Here is a 15,688-nt window from a genome sequence, read left to right on the forward strand (position 1 = left end):
TCTCCCTTCATCGCCGCCAGCGCGACTTGCGCCTTGAACTTCGCGGTCAATTTCCGTCGTGGCCTTCTCTTGCTCATGGTCTTGCTCCTCTTGGTTGGAAGCAAGGCTATCAATTATCCGCGTGTCCGAAAATCCGAAGCCCTCTCTATCGCCCGTCACCTGGCCGATAAGAATCCAGCGCCCGTTGACACCCAGGCTGCGGCGCATGGCGGAAAACAAGGGTGTTCCCACGTTGTCGAGCAACACATCGGCGCCTTCGCCCGCGGTGCGTTCTCGCACTTTGGCGGAGAAATCTTCCCCGCGTGTGCTGACCACGACATCGTGGGCACCCAGGGAGGCCAGCAGCGGTGCCTTGTCCGCCGCCGTCGTCTGCGCGATTACGTAGGCCCCGGCGAGGCGCGCCATCTGCACGGCATGCACGCCGAGGCCGCCGCCCGCGCCTGTAACGAGCACGCGTTCTCCAATGGCTACTTTGTCTACGTCACGCACCGCGTTGAGCACGGTACCGATGGCGCAAGCGGCGATGGACGCCTGCTCATCGCTGACCGAATCCGGAACGAGCGCGGCGTTGTCTTCTTCCACTGCAACGTAATCCGCGTAGCCGCCCGCCATGCCTTGCTCGCCGAGAAAGCGGCGCTCGGGGCACAGGGGCTCCAAGCCGCCCCGGCAGAAACGGCAAGATCCGCGGGCAAGCCGCGACGCGGATCAGCACGTCGCGCGGACCCGGGCGAGGTTTCTCGGCCTCTCCCATCTGGAGGGCATCCACGCCACCCGTGCCACGCAGTACAACGGCTCTCATCGGCAAAGCATTGGAAATGAAGAATCGAGATGCTAGCAGTTCATCCATGAGTGCATGGGCGCAGCCATTGCGCACGATCAAGCCGGCTCGCGCTAAACTGCGCAGGTTCGCTATCTAGGAAACCCGGCACATCTACACATCTACACATATACACATCTACCAGGGGGATGCCATGAAGATGCTACTTACCGTACTGCTGTTACTAACCAGCCTTAGCACTTGGGCGGCAGATACCATTGCGGGAAGCTGGAAGTTTGTGAGCGGGCCAGGCCGCATTGCGTAATCGATGATCGCCGCCGATAACATCGCGAAGACCTACGGTGGCCGCGTTGCCCTCGCGCCAACCACCATGACGTTTGCCGCCGGGCAGACGACGGTATTGATCGGCCCCAGCGGCTGCGGGAAAACCACTTTGCTGCGCATTCTCCTGGGGCTCACGCCTCCAGACAGTGGCCGGGTGCGTTTCGATGATGCGGTTCTTGGCGGCACGACCATGCGCGAGATTCGCCACCGCGTGGGTTACATCATTCAAGACGGCGGGCTGTTTCCCCATCTCACGGCACGCGCGAACGCCGCGCTGCTGGCACGCCATCTTGGCAAGTCCGGCGATTGGATCGATGCTCGCATGGGCGAACTTGCCCGCTTGGCGCGGCTTCCCGGGGATGCGCTGGAGCGCTATCCCCAGCAGCTCTCGGGCGGGCAGCGGCAACGGGTGGCGCTGATACGGGCATTGATGCTCGATCCGCCTTATCTGTTGCTCGACGAACCCCTCGGCGCCCTTGACCCCATGACGCGGCATGCGTTGCAAAGGGATCTCAAGGAAATATTCGCCACGATGGGAAAAACGGTATTGCTGGTGACTCACGATCTGCACGAGGCCGCGTTTTTCGCCGGCGAGATCATTCTCATGCGGGAGGGTGTCATGGTGCAGCGCGGACCGCTGGAAGAGTTGTTGGAGCATCCGGCGCAACCCTTTGTCACCGAATACATTCGTGCGCAGCGTGCCGACCCGCGCTTGGCCTTGCAATGAGGGTTCTCCTCGCAATTCTGGCAACCGTGTGGGGCGTGGGGGGCCAGGCCGAGGAATTGGTCGTGGGGTCAAAGAGGTTCACGGAGTCCTACATCCTCGCGGAGATCGCGGCTCAAACGGCGCGCGCCGCGGGCCAAGCCGAGGTGTCCCACAAGCAGGGAATGGGTAACACCGCGATTCTTTTCGAGGCACTCAAAAGCGGCAGTGTGCACCTCTACCCCGATTACACCGGGACCATCGCACTGGAATTATTGAAGATCCAGACCACCGATCTTAACGCCATCAACGCGGGCTTGAAGCCCATGGGTTTGGGGGTGGCGGTGAAACTGGGCTTCGAGAATACCTACGCGCTCGCCGTGCGGGAAGAGGAAGCTCAGGCAAAGGGCTTGCAATCCATCGCCGGCTTGGCGGATCAGCCGGCATTGCGCTTTGGGCTCTCCCACGAATTTCTCAAGCGCAGCGATGGCTGGCCTGGGCTTCAACGCGCTTACAGCCTGCCGCAATCGCCCATGGGATTGGATCATGGAATTGCCTACGAAGCCATGGCCGCCAAGCAGATCGACGTCATGGACATCTACTCCACCGACGCCAAGATCGCGCGCTACAAGCTGAAGGTGTTAACGGACGACAAGCGCTACTTCCCGGAATACCAAGCAGTCTTCGTTTACCGGCTCGATGTCCCCGAAAAATTTTCCAAAGCGTGGAAGGCCATCACGGGATTGGAAGGGCGCATAGACGCCGCGCAAATGATCGCCATGAACGCAGCGGCGGAACTCGATGCCAAGCCGTTCACGGACATCGCACGCGAGTACCTAAGCATCCATGAAGCGTCTTCTTCCTCGCCATCCGGGTTTTGGAGGCTCTTGTTCGGCGATGATTTCTGGCGGCTCACCGCGCAACATCTGATGCTGGTGTTCGGCTCCCTCGCCGCGGCGGTCGCCATTGGCATTCCTTTGGGTATTTGCGCCGCGCGCATCCCAGGGTTGGAACAGCCACTCCTGGCGGGGGTCGCCATCGTCCAAACCGTCCCTTCGCTCGCATTGCTGGCCGTATTGATAGCGTTCCTGGGAACCATCGGCGTGTGGCCTGCGCTGGTGGCCTTGTTCCTCTATGCGCTCTTGCCTATCGTGCGCGGCACCCATGGCGGGCTGGCAGGCATCTCGACGCAATTGCGCGAATCGGCCGAAGTCCTGGGATTGAATGCAAGTGCCAAGCTGCGCTTGATCGATCTGCCCTTGGCGTCGCCCTCCATATTCTCCGGAATCAAGACCGCCGCCGTCATTAACGTGGGCACCGCGACCATCGCTGCCTTCATCGGCGCCGGCGGCTACGGCGAGCGCATCGTCACGGGCCTAGCCCTCAACAATCACGAAATGCTATGGGCCGGCGCGATTCCCGCCGCAATACTGGCGGTAGCCGTGCAGTGGCTGTTCGATGGATTGCAACGCGTACTGACACCGCGAGGGCTGCGCACGGGGCCATAGCGCAATGAAACCCTCAATGCGGGACGGGAATCGTTCAATCGTCCATTGAGCACTCGCCGCTCAAATCCCAAGGGTAATACACCATACCCACTACAATCCGCCCCCTATCGTCTTATCGCAGCGCCAAATCATGAGCCAATACTGGAGTCCCGTAGTCGCCACACTGACGCCTTACGTTCCGGGTGAACAGCCGAAGGCGGGGAAGCTGATCAAGCTCAATACCAATGAGAATCCGTATCCCACGTCTCCCGCCGTGCTGGAGGCCATTGCCAGGGCTGCCAGTGGCGATTTGCGGCTCTATCCGGATCCCAACGCGGAGGATTTGAGGGCGGCCATTGCACGCTATTTCAAGGTGACGCCGCGGCAAGTCTTCGTTGGCAATAGCTCGGACGAAGTGCTGGCGCACACCTTCTTGGGCCTGCTCCGGCATGAGCAGCCGCTGCTCTTCCCGGACGTGACCTACAGCTTTTATCCGGTTTATTGCAAGCTCTACGGTATCCACTATGAAACCGTACCCTTGGATGAAGAGTTTCGTCTGCTCATCGAGGATTACTTTCGCCCCAGCGGCGGCGTGATTTTTCCAAACCCCAATGCGCCGACAGGGCGCGTGCTGCTTTTGTCCGAAATCGAGCGCTTGCTCAAGGCGGCACCCAGCGTGCCGGTGGTGATCGATGAAGCCTACGTGGATTTTGGTGGCGATTCGGCTATCGCCTTGGTGGATAAATATCCCAACTTGCTGGTCGTTCAAACGCTGTCAAAGTCGCGCGCCCTGGCCGGATTGCGCGTGGGTTTCGCGATCGGGCACCCAGATCTGATCGAAGGGTTGAACCGCGTCAAGAACAGCTTCAACTCCTATCCCCTGGACCGGCTTGCGCAAGCAGGCGCCATAGCGGCCTTCGAGGACAAAGCCTACTTCGACAAGACACGCCAAGCTATCATCGCCAGCCGGGAGATGTTGGCGCGCGCGTTGGAAAACCTTGGGCTCGTGGTGCTTCCCTCGGCGGCGAATTTCGTGTTCGCGCGCCACCCTGGCCGCGATGCCGGTGAGCTGGCTTCGGTGTTGCGCGCGCGGCAGATCATCGTGCGGCACTTTCGTGCCCCTCGCATCGAGCAGTTCCTGCGCATCTCGGTGGGAACCGATGAGGAATGCAATGCTCTCGCGGCGGCCCTCGCGGAAATCCTCTCGCCGCCTGCCCATGCTCCGGCGCACGGATAGTTACGCGAGCCTCGCCGAAGGCTTCCGCTGGGCAGTCCCAGCGCATTACAACATCGGCACCGATGTGTGCGACAAGTGGGCTGACGGGAGCGGGCGGCTCGCGCTGATTTTCGAGAGCAAGGAGGGAGCGATCAGTCGCTACTCCTTCGACGATATCTTCCGCGCATCCAACCGCTTCGCCAACGTGCTTGCAGCGCGAGGCGTGGCCGCGGGAGACCGTGTGGGGATCTTGCTGCCACAGGCACCGGAGGCCGCCATCGCCCACGTGGCGGTCTATAAATCCGGCGCCATCGCCGTGCCTTTGTTCGTCCTGTTCGGCGTGGATGCGCTGCGCTTTCGCTTAAGCGATGCGGGCGTGAAGCTGCTCGTGACCGATCGCGCCAATGCGCTGAAGATCGAGCCTTTGCGCAAAGAGTTGCCGGCCTTGCAAGCGGTGCTGTGCATCGATGAGGCGCCCGCGGGTTGCGAATCCTTCCATGATGCGCTGGCCCGGGCGTCCGATTCTTTTTCCTCCGTACAAACCTCGGCCGAGGAGCCGGCGCTCATCATCTATACCTCGGGCACCACCGGTTCGCCCAAGGGCGCGCTCCACGCCCACCGCGCCTTGCTGGGTCACATGCCAGGTGTGGAAATGTCGCACGATTTTCTTGGCCAGCCGGGGGATCTCATCTGGACGCCCGCCGATTGGGCCTGGATCGGCGCGCTCATGGATGTGTTGATGCCGGCGTGGCAACTGGGGATTCCCGTGCTGGCGCGGCGCTTCGAGAAATTCGATCCCGAAGCGGCGCTGGCGTTGATGCGCCGCCACCAGGTTCGCAACGTGTTCTTGCCGCCCACGGCGCTCAAGATGTTGCGTGCCGAGAGCCCCTCGGGCGAGGTGTTCCCATTGCGTTCTCTCGCCAGCGGCGGAGAGTCCCTAGGCGAGGAGTTGCTGGATTGGGGTCTTGGAAAGTTCGGTGTGCGGATCAACGAGTTCTACGGGCAGACCGAGTGCAATATGGTCGTCTCGTCTTGCAGTACGCTCTACCCAATCAAACCTGGAAGTATTGGCAAGGTGGTAGCAGGCCATGATGTGCGGGTGGTGGACGATACGGGTCAAGTTCTTCCACGCGGTACCCAAGGCAACATCGCCATCCGTTCCCCGGACCCCGTGATGTTTCTGCGTTATTGGAACAATCCGGTGGCGACCCGCGAGAAGTTCGCCGGCGACTGGCTGCTAACGGGCGATACCGGAATTCAAGACGATGAAGGCTATGTGCGTTTCGTGGGCCGCAACGACGATGTGATTACCAGCGCGGGTTACCGCATCGGTCCCGGCCCCATTGAAGATTGCTTGATCGCTCATCCGGCGGTCAAGCTTGCAGCCGTCATCGGTGCGCCCGACCCCCAGCGCACGGAAGTCGTGAAAGCCTATGTCGTGCTGAAGGAGGGATTTGAAGGCAGCGATGCGCTGGTGCGCGAGCTTCAGGATCACGTGAGAATCCGGCTGGCCGCTCACGAGTATCCGCGCCAGGTGCGCTTCGTGGATTCGCTGCCGCTGACCACCACTGGAAAAATCATCCGGCGCGAGTTGCGCGGGCGGAGATGGTAGACCAACCTTGAAAAAACTATGAACGCAAAGACGCAAAGGACGCGAAGAGACCCCAAAGAGATTCTCTTTGCGTCCTTTGCGTCTTTGCGTTAAGAAGGTTCGCCGTTTGCAGTAGTTTTTCTATGATCCGCCAACCGGATTTCCATCCCTGCCGTCCAATTCCGGCGGAGGCGTACCGGACTCCACCAAACCGCAACTGATGGCCAAGCGCACGATCTGGGCGGCGCTGGTAACCTCCAGTTTTTGCCGGATGCTGGATTGGTAATTGGCGATGGTCTTTTGGCTAAGAGAGAGTTTGTCGGCGATTTCTTGCACGGGATGGCCTTGCGCCAGCAGCCGGAAAACCTCGAACTCGCGCGGGGAGAGTGCATTCAATGGCAGGCGCTGGCCGGGAAGCGATTGCAGGGCCAGCTGTTGCGCGACTTCTTGCGTGATGTAAATCTTCCCCGCGGCCACGGCGCGCACGGCGTCCACCAGCACCTCGGGTGCGCTGGACTTGGTCACATAACCCTTGGCGCCGGCCTGTAATGCGCGCGAGGCGAACATGGTGTCTTCGTGCATGCTGAATACGAGCACCTTGGCGGCGGGCTCGCGCGCCAGGATGCGCCGCGTGGCTTCGATGCCGCTCATCCCTGGCAGGCTGACATCCATCACCACCACATCGGCGGGAGTTTCCCAATAGACGCGGTAAGCATCCTCGCCGCTCGCCGCCTCGGCGGTCACCTTGAGATCGGTGGTCCGTTCCAGTAAACGCCGGTAACCTTCTCTCACCACGGCATGATCGTCTACCAAGAGAACGCTGGTCATGAGTTGGTCATTTTAGGTATGGAACCGAGGGAGAGCGAGAGGGTGATGCGTGTTCCGGCGCCAGGCGCGCTGGAGACTTCCAAGCTGCCGTTCAGAGATTCCGCGCGTTCCCGTAGGCCGACCAGCCCGAGTCCATGGCGCTTGGCGTGCACATCCATGCCGCTACCATTGTCCTCCACCACGAGGCGCACACTTCCTTGGTCTTGCGCCAGCAATACCTTCACCGCGGTAGCGCGAGCGTGCCGGGTGACATTGGTCAGGCATTCTTGCACGCAGCGGTAGAGGGTGATATTCACCAACTCTCCCAGATCTTCGAGGGTGCCCGAGGCCTCCAAGGTACAGGTCGTGGGAGGATTACGCCGTTCCCATTGATTGACGTAGAGTTCCAGTGCGTCGCGCAATCCCAACTCATCCAATGCCACGGGGCGTAATCTGCGAGTGAGGCCGCGTACGGTTTCTTGCACGTGATCGGCGACCTCGATGATGGCCGTGGCGTTCGCGTGAATCTCATTGGAAGTGTCATGCACGCCTTCGCGAATGGCCACGGCGTCGAGTTTGATCGCATTGAGGGATTGGCCCAATTCGTCGTGTAGCTCGCGCGCCAGCACACGGCGCTCTTCTTCCTGGGCTAGCACGTTCTTGCGCGCCAGCAGCCGGTTCTCGGCCAGCAAATCGCTCAAGGCCTGCTGCGCCTCGAGCCTTAGCGTGTACTCCTTTGCGAACTGCCCCCACCGGCGCCACGAGAACCACGCCATGGACAGCACCAATACCACGATCGTCAGCGGTAGCTCGTCGAGTTGGTAGGGTTCCACGGGACGGGTCTTGGACAATATCCATTCGCTCAGCTCTACCTTGGCGGCGAAAACGAACGCGGCCAAGGTAACGATCAAAACGATGAACAAATCCCTCCCGGCCGAGGAGGGCCCCGGGTACCCGGCGGCGGCGGGCGGCTCGTAGGTGTGCTCTTTCAATGCCATGGGGACTTCGAACCTGCTCCAGATATATCCACTTAACACGCCTCTCGGGAAAAATTCCCAGGTACTTTTGTCGTTACACCCATAACCACGACCTGCCTATTTCAATACAGTCATGCACTCCAGAAGGAGACAAGCATGTTTATCAGAAAAACCATTAACGTAGCCTTTATCTGCTTCGCCATGGCGGGCACCGCCATGGCGAAGAATCCAGCCACGGAATTCGAGGCTCCCACGGTGGAAGTCATCGGCACCACGCCGGTTCTTGGTATTGGCGTTCCCATCAGCCAAGTCCCGGCCAACGTCCAGGCGGTCACGGGCAAGGATATCGAAAAGCAGCGCACCCTCGACTTGAGCGAGTTCCTCGATGCCAACCTGGGAAGCGTTTCCATCAACCAGGGCCAGAATAACCCGTTTCAGCCCGATGTGCACTTTCGCGGGCTGACCGCCTCGCCCTTGCTGGGCACACCCCAGGGCCTTTCGGTTTTCTACGACGGCGTGCGCATCAACGAACCCTTCGGCGATGTGGTGAATTGGGACCTCATTCCGCAAAACTCCATATCGACCGTCAACCTCATCCCAGGTTCGAATCCCGTATTCGGGTTGAATACCTTGGGCGCGGCGCTCTCGGTGAATACGAAATCGGGGTTTCAGTATCCTGGGGGGGCCCTCAGCGCCTATGGGGGTTCGTGGGGCCGCAAGGCGCTGGAAGCGGAGTATGGAGGCCACGGCCAAGCATGGGACTGGTTTGTCTCCGGCAATGCGTTCAAGGAAGACGGCTGGCGCGAGCACTCGCCCAGCGAAGTGCGCCAATTTTTCGGCAAGGTGGGACATGAAACGGAGGCCCAGGATTTCGATCTCTCCGTCCTCATCGCCGATAACGACCTCGAGGGCACGCAAGCTCTGCCCCGTTCTTGGCTGGATACGCGCAAGCAAGCTTATACGTGGCCGGATCGCAATGAAAACAAAGCTGAGGCGCTCAATTTGCGCGGCAGCCTGTTCTTTACCCAGGATCAACTGATCGCGGGCAATGTGTACTACCGTCATTACAGGAACACGAACACTAGCAGCAACGTGAACGACGATTACGACGGCGCATCCCAGAATAGTTGCGATGGATCCGATCCCGATGCGCCCTGTACCGGCATCAACGACCGTAGCATTATCGACACCGATGGCTATGGCGCTTCGCTTCAATACAGCGTGCTTAGGCCATTGGGCCAGATGCAGAATACTTTCAGCTTGGGGGGAACCGCCGATTTGGGCGATACCGACTTCAAGCAGTTCGAGCAAAATGCCCTGTTCACGGCGGATCGAAACGCCCTGGCGGTGGACGATTTAGAGCAGGAGACGCACGCTAAATCCACCACGCGCTATCTGGGGATTTACTTGACCGATACGCTTTCGATCAACGACCAACTGCACCTGACTCTCTCGGGCCGGTACAACCACGCCAATATCAAGATCGAAGACCAGTCCGGACTTGAACCCCAGCTCAATGGAGATCACAGTTTTAGCCGCTTCAATCCGGCCGTGGGCCTTAATTACAACCCTGACAAAACTCTCACGACCTACGCCTCATACAGCGAAGGTATGCGCGCCCCCACGGCGATGGAACTGACTTGCGCGGACCCGAACGATCCGTGCAAACTTCCCAATAACTTCCTGGCCGATCCACCGCTGAAGAAGGTGGTGGCGAAGACCATGGAATTGGGCGCCCGTGGAAAAATATACGCGTCCCTGGGCTGGAGCGCGGCGGCCTACCGCACCGATCTTGACGACGACATCATTTTCGTTTCAACCATTGGCTCGAGCGCCAACACCGGTTTCTTTCAGAATGTAGCCAAAACGCGGCGCCATGGTTTCGAGTTGGGAATACACGGCCAGGCGGGCGGATTTCGCTACTCGGCCAACTACGGCTACACGCAATCTACCTTCGAGACGAACTTGACCATCAGCAGCCCCAACAACAGCACAGCCGATGGCACTGGAGATATACAAGTGCGCCCGGGAAACAAGATTCCAGGCATTCCAGAGCGCACCGCGAAAATTCGGCTGGCCTATGAAGTGGGGCAAGATTTTTCCGCTGGCACCAGTGTCGTGTATTCCGGCGACCAGTACGCAAGGGGCGACGAGAACAACCAAGACGCCAATGGCAAGGTGCCCGGTTATACCATCGTGCACCTGGACGGCTACTATCGTTTGGGCGGTGGGCTCCAGTTGTTCTTCCGCGTGCAAAACTTGTTCGGCAAGAAGTACGAAACCTTCGGGATTCTGGGGGAGAATTTCTTCAATGGGCCTAATCGCACTTTCAACGAATCCTTGGAAGCCCCTGAACAATTCCGTTCCGCAGGCGCTCCCCGCGCGGCCTGGGTTGGCATCAAGTACGAGTTCGGCGGCCGTAGGGGGACGGCCACTCAGCAACAAGACGATTGACCTCCCGAGCATGAAGTTCCGGGCGCCCCTTCGCGGGGCGCTCTTTTTTTTGCGTCAGCGTGTGCATTGGCTTTTTCTAGATTTATAGACGCCGCTGGGTGGAACGGAAGTCCAGCAGCGGCGTCAGAGGCTACAATTCGCCACTTTTCCAGGGTTCCACTCAAGGGGGGAGATTCATGAAGTTCTCGCATTCCAAGATTCTCGTGGCTGTATTGGGGGGCATGCTTAGCCTCGCGGTTTCCAGCGTACGTGCCGGCGAAGGCCTCGCCTACGTCAGTAACCAGGAAGGCCACATCACGGTCATCGACTTGAATACCTTCGAAACCGTCAAGGAAATCGACACGGGCTCGAAATCCCCGCGCGGCATCGGCGTCACGGCGGACGGCAAGATGCTGGTTACCGCCAATGGGGACGAGGGTGATATTTCTCTCATCGACCGGGAAAGCGGCGAGCTCATAAAACGCATCCGCATCGGTAAGAATCCAGAGTTCGTGCGCGTTCGCGGCGATTTCGCCTTCGTCTCCTATGAGCCCGCCGCCGTGGGCGGGCCCCCGCCAGCACCTGGGTCCGCCGAAGCCAAGGCGTTGGAAAAAGCCCGCGAGGACGACGACGCCGAACCGGCCAAGATCGCCGTGGTGAATTTGAAGGAAGGCAAGGTGGTGCGTGCCATCACCGGAGGCATGGAAACCGAGGGCATCGAGTTCTCTGCCGACGGCAAGCGCATTCTGGTCACCAATGAAGCGGACGAGAACGTGAGCGTGCATGACATCGCCACCGGCAAGCTGGTGATCAAGGTCAGCACCAAGAAATTCGGTAACCGGCCGCGCGGCATCAAGATGTCGCCCGACGGCAAGACTTACGTGGTGAGCTTGGAGTACGGTAACAAACTGGTGGTGATGGATACCCGGTACGAAATCCTCAAAGTCGTCACGACGGGAGAAGTCCCCTACGGCCTGGCCTTCGATCGCAAGGGTGAACGCTTGTTCGTGGCGCTCTCCAAAGGTGCGGCGTTACAGGTGTTCGACACGAAAACCTATACGGAGATTGCCCAAGCCCCGACGGGAAAGCGTTGCTGGCACTTCACCTTCACCCCCGATGACCGCCACATCCTGGCGGCCTGCGGCCGTTCCAACGAAGTGGTGGTCATAGACGCCACCACCTACAAAACCGTCAAGCGCATCGAGGATAAGCGCCTTCCCTGGGGAGTGGTGACTTATCCGAAATCGGTTGGCAGCCTGGATACGCCGCAATGAAGCTTGCAAATGTCAAGGCCATGGTCTTCGACGTCTTCGGCACCGTCGTGGAGTGGCGTGGCAGCATCATTCGAGAAGGCCGCGCGCTAGGAGAGAAAAAGCGGATCGCCATCGATTGGGTGGCCTTTACGGATGCTTGGCGCGCGGGATACCGCCCCGCCATGGAGCGGGTGCGTACTGGCGAATTGCCTTGGACCCACATCGACGTCTTGCACCGCATGATCCTCGATGATCTGGTGAAGTGCTTCGATCTGAAAAAGCTCACGGAAGCCGACAAGGTTCACCTCAACCTGGTATGGCACAGACTCAAGCCTTGGCCGGATTCTGTGCGCGGCTTGAAGCGCTTGAAGGAGCGTTTCATCATCGGCACGCTTTCCAACGGCAACGTGTCCTTGCTCGCCAACATGGCCAAGCACGGCAAATTGCCCTGGGACGTCATTTTTTCCGCCGAGTTGTTCCAGCATTACAAACCCGATCCAGAAACTTACTTGGGTGCCGCTAATCTCCTGGGGTTGAAGCCCGCGGAGTTAATGCTGGTGGCCGCTCACAAGGACGACTTGCTGGCGGCCAAGGCCTGCGGCTTGGCGACCGCCTTCATACCCCGCCCAAAGGAGTATGGTCCGGGCGTTGCCGTGGACCTGGCCCACGACAAGCGCTTCACGTTGAATGCGGATTCTTTCATTGAACTTGCGGAGAAGATCGGCCTGTAGCGCAATCGTGCGCTGCCTAGCCCCATGCTTGCTCGCGCTCTCCTTAAGCGGATGCGCAACCTTTAGGAGTTACGACAAGGAGCTTTCCGGCACCCTGTCCCGCGCCCATGAAGGAGACATCGATGGCGCAATCCGCACCCTCGGTGGCGAACGCAAAGGCAATAGTGGCGATCTGCTGTATCACTTGGAATTGGGCGAACTGCTGCGCTTGAAGCGGAGCTTCGCCGCCAGCGAGGAAGCTTGGATCAAGGCGGACCAAACGGTGCTGGCGTGGGAGGAGGTGGCGCGCACGGCGCCCCGGAAATTGCTGCCCTCCGTGAGCGGCTATCTCATCAACGACAAGTTGCGCGCCTATGAGGGGCGCGATTACGAGAAAGTGATGCTCACCACGCGCCTCGCCCTCAACCACCTGGCCAGGGGAGATTTCGCGAAAGCGCGCGTGGCCATCAAACGCACGCACGAACGCGAAACACTCATCGCCACCGTCCGCGGGAAAGAGGTCGCGGACATCCAGGAGCAAGCGAAGAAAAAGGGTGCGAAGACGAGTTTGAAGGATCTCGGCGGCTACCCCACGCAGACGTTGGATTCTCCCGAGATCAATGCGCTGCGCAATAGCTTTCAAAGCGCCTTCAGCCATTATCTCGCGGGGTTCGTTTACGAGGCCTTGGATGAACCTAGCCTGGCCGCGGCGGGGTACCGGCAGGCGGCCGAAATCAAACCGAATGTCCCTATCCTCGAAGAAGGCTTGGCCGGCCTGGACCGGCGCACCGCCGGCCATTCCGAGCAAGATACCGACGTGTTGTTCGTGATAGAAACCGGCGAAGTCCCCGCACGGCAATCGGCGCAATTAGTGTTGCCCATTCCGTCCGATTTCAATTGGGTCTATGTTCCCGTTTCCTTCCCCGTGCTGGCCCCAAGAAATTTGGGTGTGGCGCCCATGGATTTGCACGTGCAGGGTTTGGAGCCGCTGCCGGTGTCGGCCATCACCGACGTAGACGCCATGGCCCGGCGCGCGTTGAAGGACGAGATGCCCGGCATCATGCTGCGGGCCGTGGTGCGATCCACCATCAAGGGCGTCGCGCAAAGCCAGGCACGCCGCCAGGACAGGAGCGGGCTGGGCCTTCTCGCGGTGACGCTGGGCGCGCTGCTCACGGAGTCCGCCGATGAACGTGGCTGGCGCACGCTTCCGGCCTTGGTGTCCGCGGCTCGCGGGCGTATGCCAAGAGGGGCGCACCAGGTTACGCTCAACACCCCGAACGGCGCGCGCACCTTCCCGCTGCAAGTGCAGGGGCGGCATATGGTGGTGGCGGTTCGCTTGCTGGCGGGGAATTTGTTCGTGCTGGCGCCGGGAAGTAGTGTTCCCTCAGCCAAGCTTCGGTAACGGTTCGACAAAAATGGAGATCTTCATGAAACCGATATACGCCTGCGTAATCCCTCTCTTAGCTCTTCTGGGTTGTGCCTCCAAGGGATCTGCTCCTCACGATAAAGCACCCACCGCCTTCGGATGCCCAGTGGCAAGCAGCAAACAAGGCGCCTTGGAGGATTTGATCAAGGCCAAGGTCGAAATCGCCGGTGCTCTATCAGGCGTGGTGGTCAACGCCATGACCTGCATCATGCGCAACGACGCGCTGCGAATCGACGTCGAACTCGCCAACAAGGCCGGCGACGTGCGCCGCGTGGCCTACAAATTCCGCTGGCTGGACCGCGATGGCCTGAGCGCCTGGGACGACGAATCCTTGAAACCCGTTCTCTTGTACGCTCACGCCACCCATAACCTCACCGGCTTGGCACCCACGTCCAAGGCGGTGGATTTCCGGCTGTTTTTGATTGCACAAGACCAGTAATCTACAACCTTAAAACTGCATGTTAGCCACAGAGAACACAGAGCACGCAGAGGAAAGGCCCAACTCGCTTGGACTTTTCATCGTATGGCCGCCGGCCTCGGTAGATAAGCCGCTGTTTCTCTCTGTGACCTCGGTGTTCTCCGTGGCCCAAATGCTTTTTCCATGTTCAAAGGAGAGTCTTCATGAATCGATTAGTCCTTGCTCTGATGCCGTTTGTTTTCTTGGCCGGTTGCGCGAAAGAAGTGGTGCGCTACGGTGATGCTAAAGGCGTGGAAACCGTCACCAACCAGTTCGGTTCCACCGATCTTCAAATGATCGCCGAATCCATGACGCGATCCTTGCTCAACCACCGTGTCATCACCCAGGTTGACGCCCCGATCATGACCGTTCAGGAAGTCAAGAACAAGACCAGCGAGTACATCGACACCAGTGCCATCACCGACACCATTCGCTCCGAACTGCTCAAAAGCGGAAAGGTCAGGTTCGCCGTGGATTCCGCCGGCATGGAGCAACAAGTCGAAGAACTCAACCGCCAGCAAAGCGAACTCTACGAACGCAGGAAAGCCGCCAAAACCGGCCGCATGGTGGGCGCCGAATACCGGCTAGAAGGCAACATCGTCTCCATCGTGAAGCAGGCCAAGGACGTGAAAGACGTCTACTACAAGTTCAACCTTCAGCTTTGGAACATCGAGAACGGCTTGCTGGAGTGGACGGACGAGAAGGAGATTCGGAAGACGACTACGAAAGGGTAGGGGCTAGGATCTGAGATCTAGCACGGTAGGTTGGGCTGAACGCATTATGTGAAGCCCAACAATCCAATATGAGAACCGATGCGCTACCTGCGCTCTGATGTTTCAGGGGGAACGTACTTCTTTACCCTGAATCTTGCGGACCGGAGCAGCGATCTACTCGTGCGGCACATAGGCGAGCTACGTGCGGCAATTGCGCATGTGAAAGACGCCCATCCTTTCGCGGTGGTGGCGATGGTGGCGTTACCGGATCGCCTTCACGCGATATGGCGCCTGCCAGGTGATGCCGCCTATCCGCTACGCTGGTCACTGGTCAAAGCGGGATTCTCGCGTAGGTTGGCGAAAGGAGAGCGTATTAGCGCCAGCCGCGAGTCAAAACGAGAGCGTGGTATTTGGCAGCGGCGCTACTGGGAGCACAAAATCCGGGATGAAACGGATTTGGCGCGGCATGTGGATTACATCCATTACAACCCCGTGAAACACGGCTGGGTCAAGCGGGCTATCGATTGGCCGCATTCGGCGCTACACGGATACATCGAACGGAAAGTGGTAGCTCCCGGCTGGGGCGGGCAACTGGGTGACCAAGCGGGTGCGTATGGTGAACGCTGAAATGTTGGGCTTCATTCCATTCAGCCCAACCTACCGGGCTTCGTGTCCGCCGTGGTTAATCGCCGTTAGGACGGTCCAGTCTGCCATCCAAACGCGCGGACATGCTTCCCTCTTTACGCAACACTGCGAGCCGGACCGGTCTATCTTGCGGGTTATTGCCGGTTGTGGTCTGCTGATCCTCGCCGC

At 59.6% G+C, this 15,688-nt stretch carries 13 protein-coding genes; 10 read left to right on the forward strand and 3 right to left on the reverse strand.

Annotated elements, in window-relative coordinates; translation table 11 throughout:
* Positions 1-657, reverse strand: a 657-nt coding sequence (locus tag EXR36_04850) for a hypothetical protein (protein MSQ58973.1), incomplete at its 3' end; no start/stop codon positions are given.
* 428 nt (positions 658-1,085) lie between these two features.
* Between EXR36_04850 and EXR36_04855 the strand changes: the two genes are divergently transcribed.
* The 4 genes from EXR36_04855 to EXR36_04870 all read left to right on the forward strand — a co-directional run bounded on the left by EXR36_04855 (position 1,086) and on the right by EXR36_04870 (position 6,120).
* Positions 1,086-1,829 carry an ATP-binding cassette domain-containing protein gene (locus EXR36_04855; GenBank protein MSQ58974.1) on the forward strand — a complete coding sequence of 248 codons (744 nt, stop codon included), beginning with the start codon at positions 1,086-1,088 and terminating at the stop codon, positions 1,827-1,829.
* Positions 1,826-3,313: an ABC transporter permease subunit gene (locus EXR36_04860; protein ID MSQ58975.1), complete on the forward strand. Its 1,488-nt coding sequence runs from the start codon at positions 1,826-1,828 to the stop codon at positions 3,311-3,313. Before EXR36_04855 ends, EXR36_04860 begins: the two co-directional genes overlap by 4 nt.
* A gap of 130 nt (positions 3,314-3,443) precedes the next feature.
* On the forward strand, positions 3,444-4,529 hold the full coding sequence (locus EXR36_04865; protein MSQ58976.1) for a histidinol-phosphate transaminase: 1,086 nt from the start codon (positions 3,444-3,446) through the stop codon (positions 4,527-4,529).
* Complete coding sequence (locus EXR36_04870) at positions 4,510-6,120, forward strand: AMP-dependent synthetase (GenBank protein MSQ58977.1); 1,611 nt, start codon at positions 4,510-4,512, stop codon at positions 6,118-6,120. Before EXR36_04865 ends, EXR36_04870 begins: the two co-directional genes overlap by 20 nt.
* 120 nt (positions 6,121-6,240) lie before the next feature.
* On the opposite strand, the gene EXR36_04875 is transcribed toward EXR36_04870, so the two are convergent.
* Both EXR36_04875 and EXR36_04880 read right to left on the reverse strand, forming a co-directional pair.
* Positions 6,241-6,927, reverse strand: a complete 687-nt coding sequence (locus EXR36_04875; protein MSQ58978.1) for a response regulator transcription factor — start codon at positions 6,925-6,927, stop codon at positions 6,241-6,243.
* A complete protein-coding gene (locus tag EXR36_04880; protein ID MSQ58979.1) occupies positions 6,924-7,904 on the reverse strand; it encodes a sensor histidine kinase in 981 nt (326 codons plus the stop codon). Before EXR36_04880 ends, EXR36_04875 begins: the two co-directional genes overlap by 4 nt.
* Before the next feature lie 135 nt (positions 7,905-8,039).
* Between EXR36_04880 and EXR36_04885 the strand changes: the two genes are divergently transcribed.
* The 6 genes from EXR36_04885 (at position 8,040) to EXR36_04910 (ending at position 15,502) form a co-directional block, all read left to right on the forward strand.
* Entirely contained in the window at positions 8,040-10,337 is a 2,298-nt protein-coding gene (locus tag EXR36_04885) for a TonB-dependent receptor (protein ID MSQ58980.1), read from the forward strand.
* Between the two features lie 176 nt (positions 10,338-10,513).
* Positions 10,514-11,590, forward strand: a complete 1,077-nt coding sequence (locus EXR36_04890; GenBank protein MSQ58981.1) for a hypothetical protein — start codon at positions 10,514-10,516, stop codon at positions 11,588-11,590.
* Positions 11,587-12,300 carry a haloacid dehalogenase type II gene (locus EXR36_04895; protein MSQ58982.1) on the forward strand — a complete coding sequence of 238 codons (714 nt, stop codon included), beginning with the start codon at positions 11,587-11,589 and terminating at the stop codon, positions 12,298-12,300. The genes EXR36_04890 and EXR36_04895 overlap by 4 nt, the downstream gene beginning before the upstream one ends.
* 1,163 nt (positions 12,301-13,463) lie before the next feature.
* On the forward strand, positions 13,464-14,144 hold the full coding sequence (locus EXR36_04900; GenBank protein ID MSQ58983.1) for a DUF1425 domain-containing protein: 681 nt from the start codon (positions 13,464-13,466) through the stop codon (positions 14,142-14,144).
* 182 nt (positions 14,145-14,326) lie between these two features.
* Complete coding sequence (gene lpoB / locus EXR36_04905) at positions 14,327-14,896, forward strand: penicillin-binding protein activator LpoB (GenBank protein ID MSQ58984.1); 570 nt, start codon at positions 14,327-14,329, stop codon at positions 14,894-14,896.
* Between the two features lie 78 nt (positions 14,897-14,974).
* A complete protein-coding gene (locus tag EXR36_04910) occupies positions 14,975-15,502 on the forward strand; it encodes a transposase (GenBank protein ID MSQ58985.1) in 528 nt (175 codons plus the stop codon).
* The last annotated feature ends 186 nt before the right edge of the window (positions 15,503-15,688 follow it).

Source organism: Betaproteobacteria bacterium (assembly GCA_009693245.1).
In the GTDB taxonomy this organism is placed as follows: Bacteria; Pseudomonadota; Gammaproteobacteria; order Burkholderiales; family SHXO01; genus SHXO01.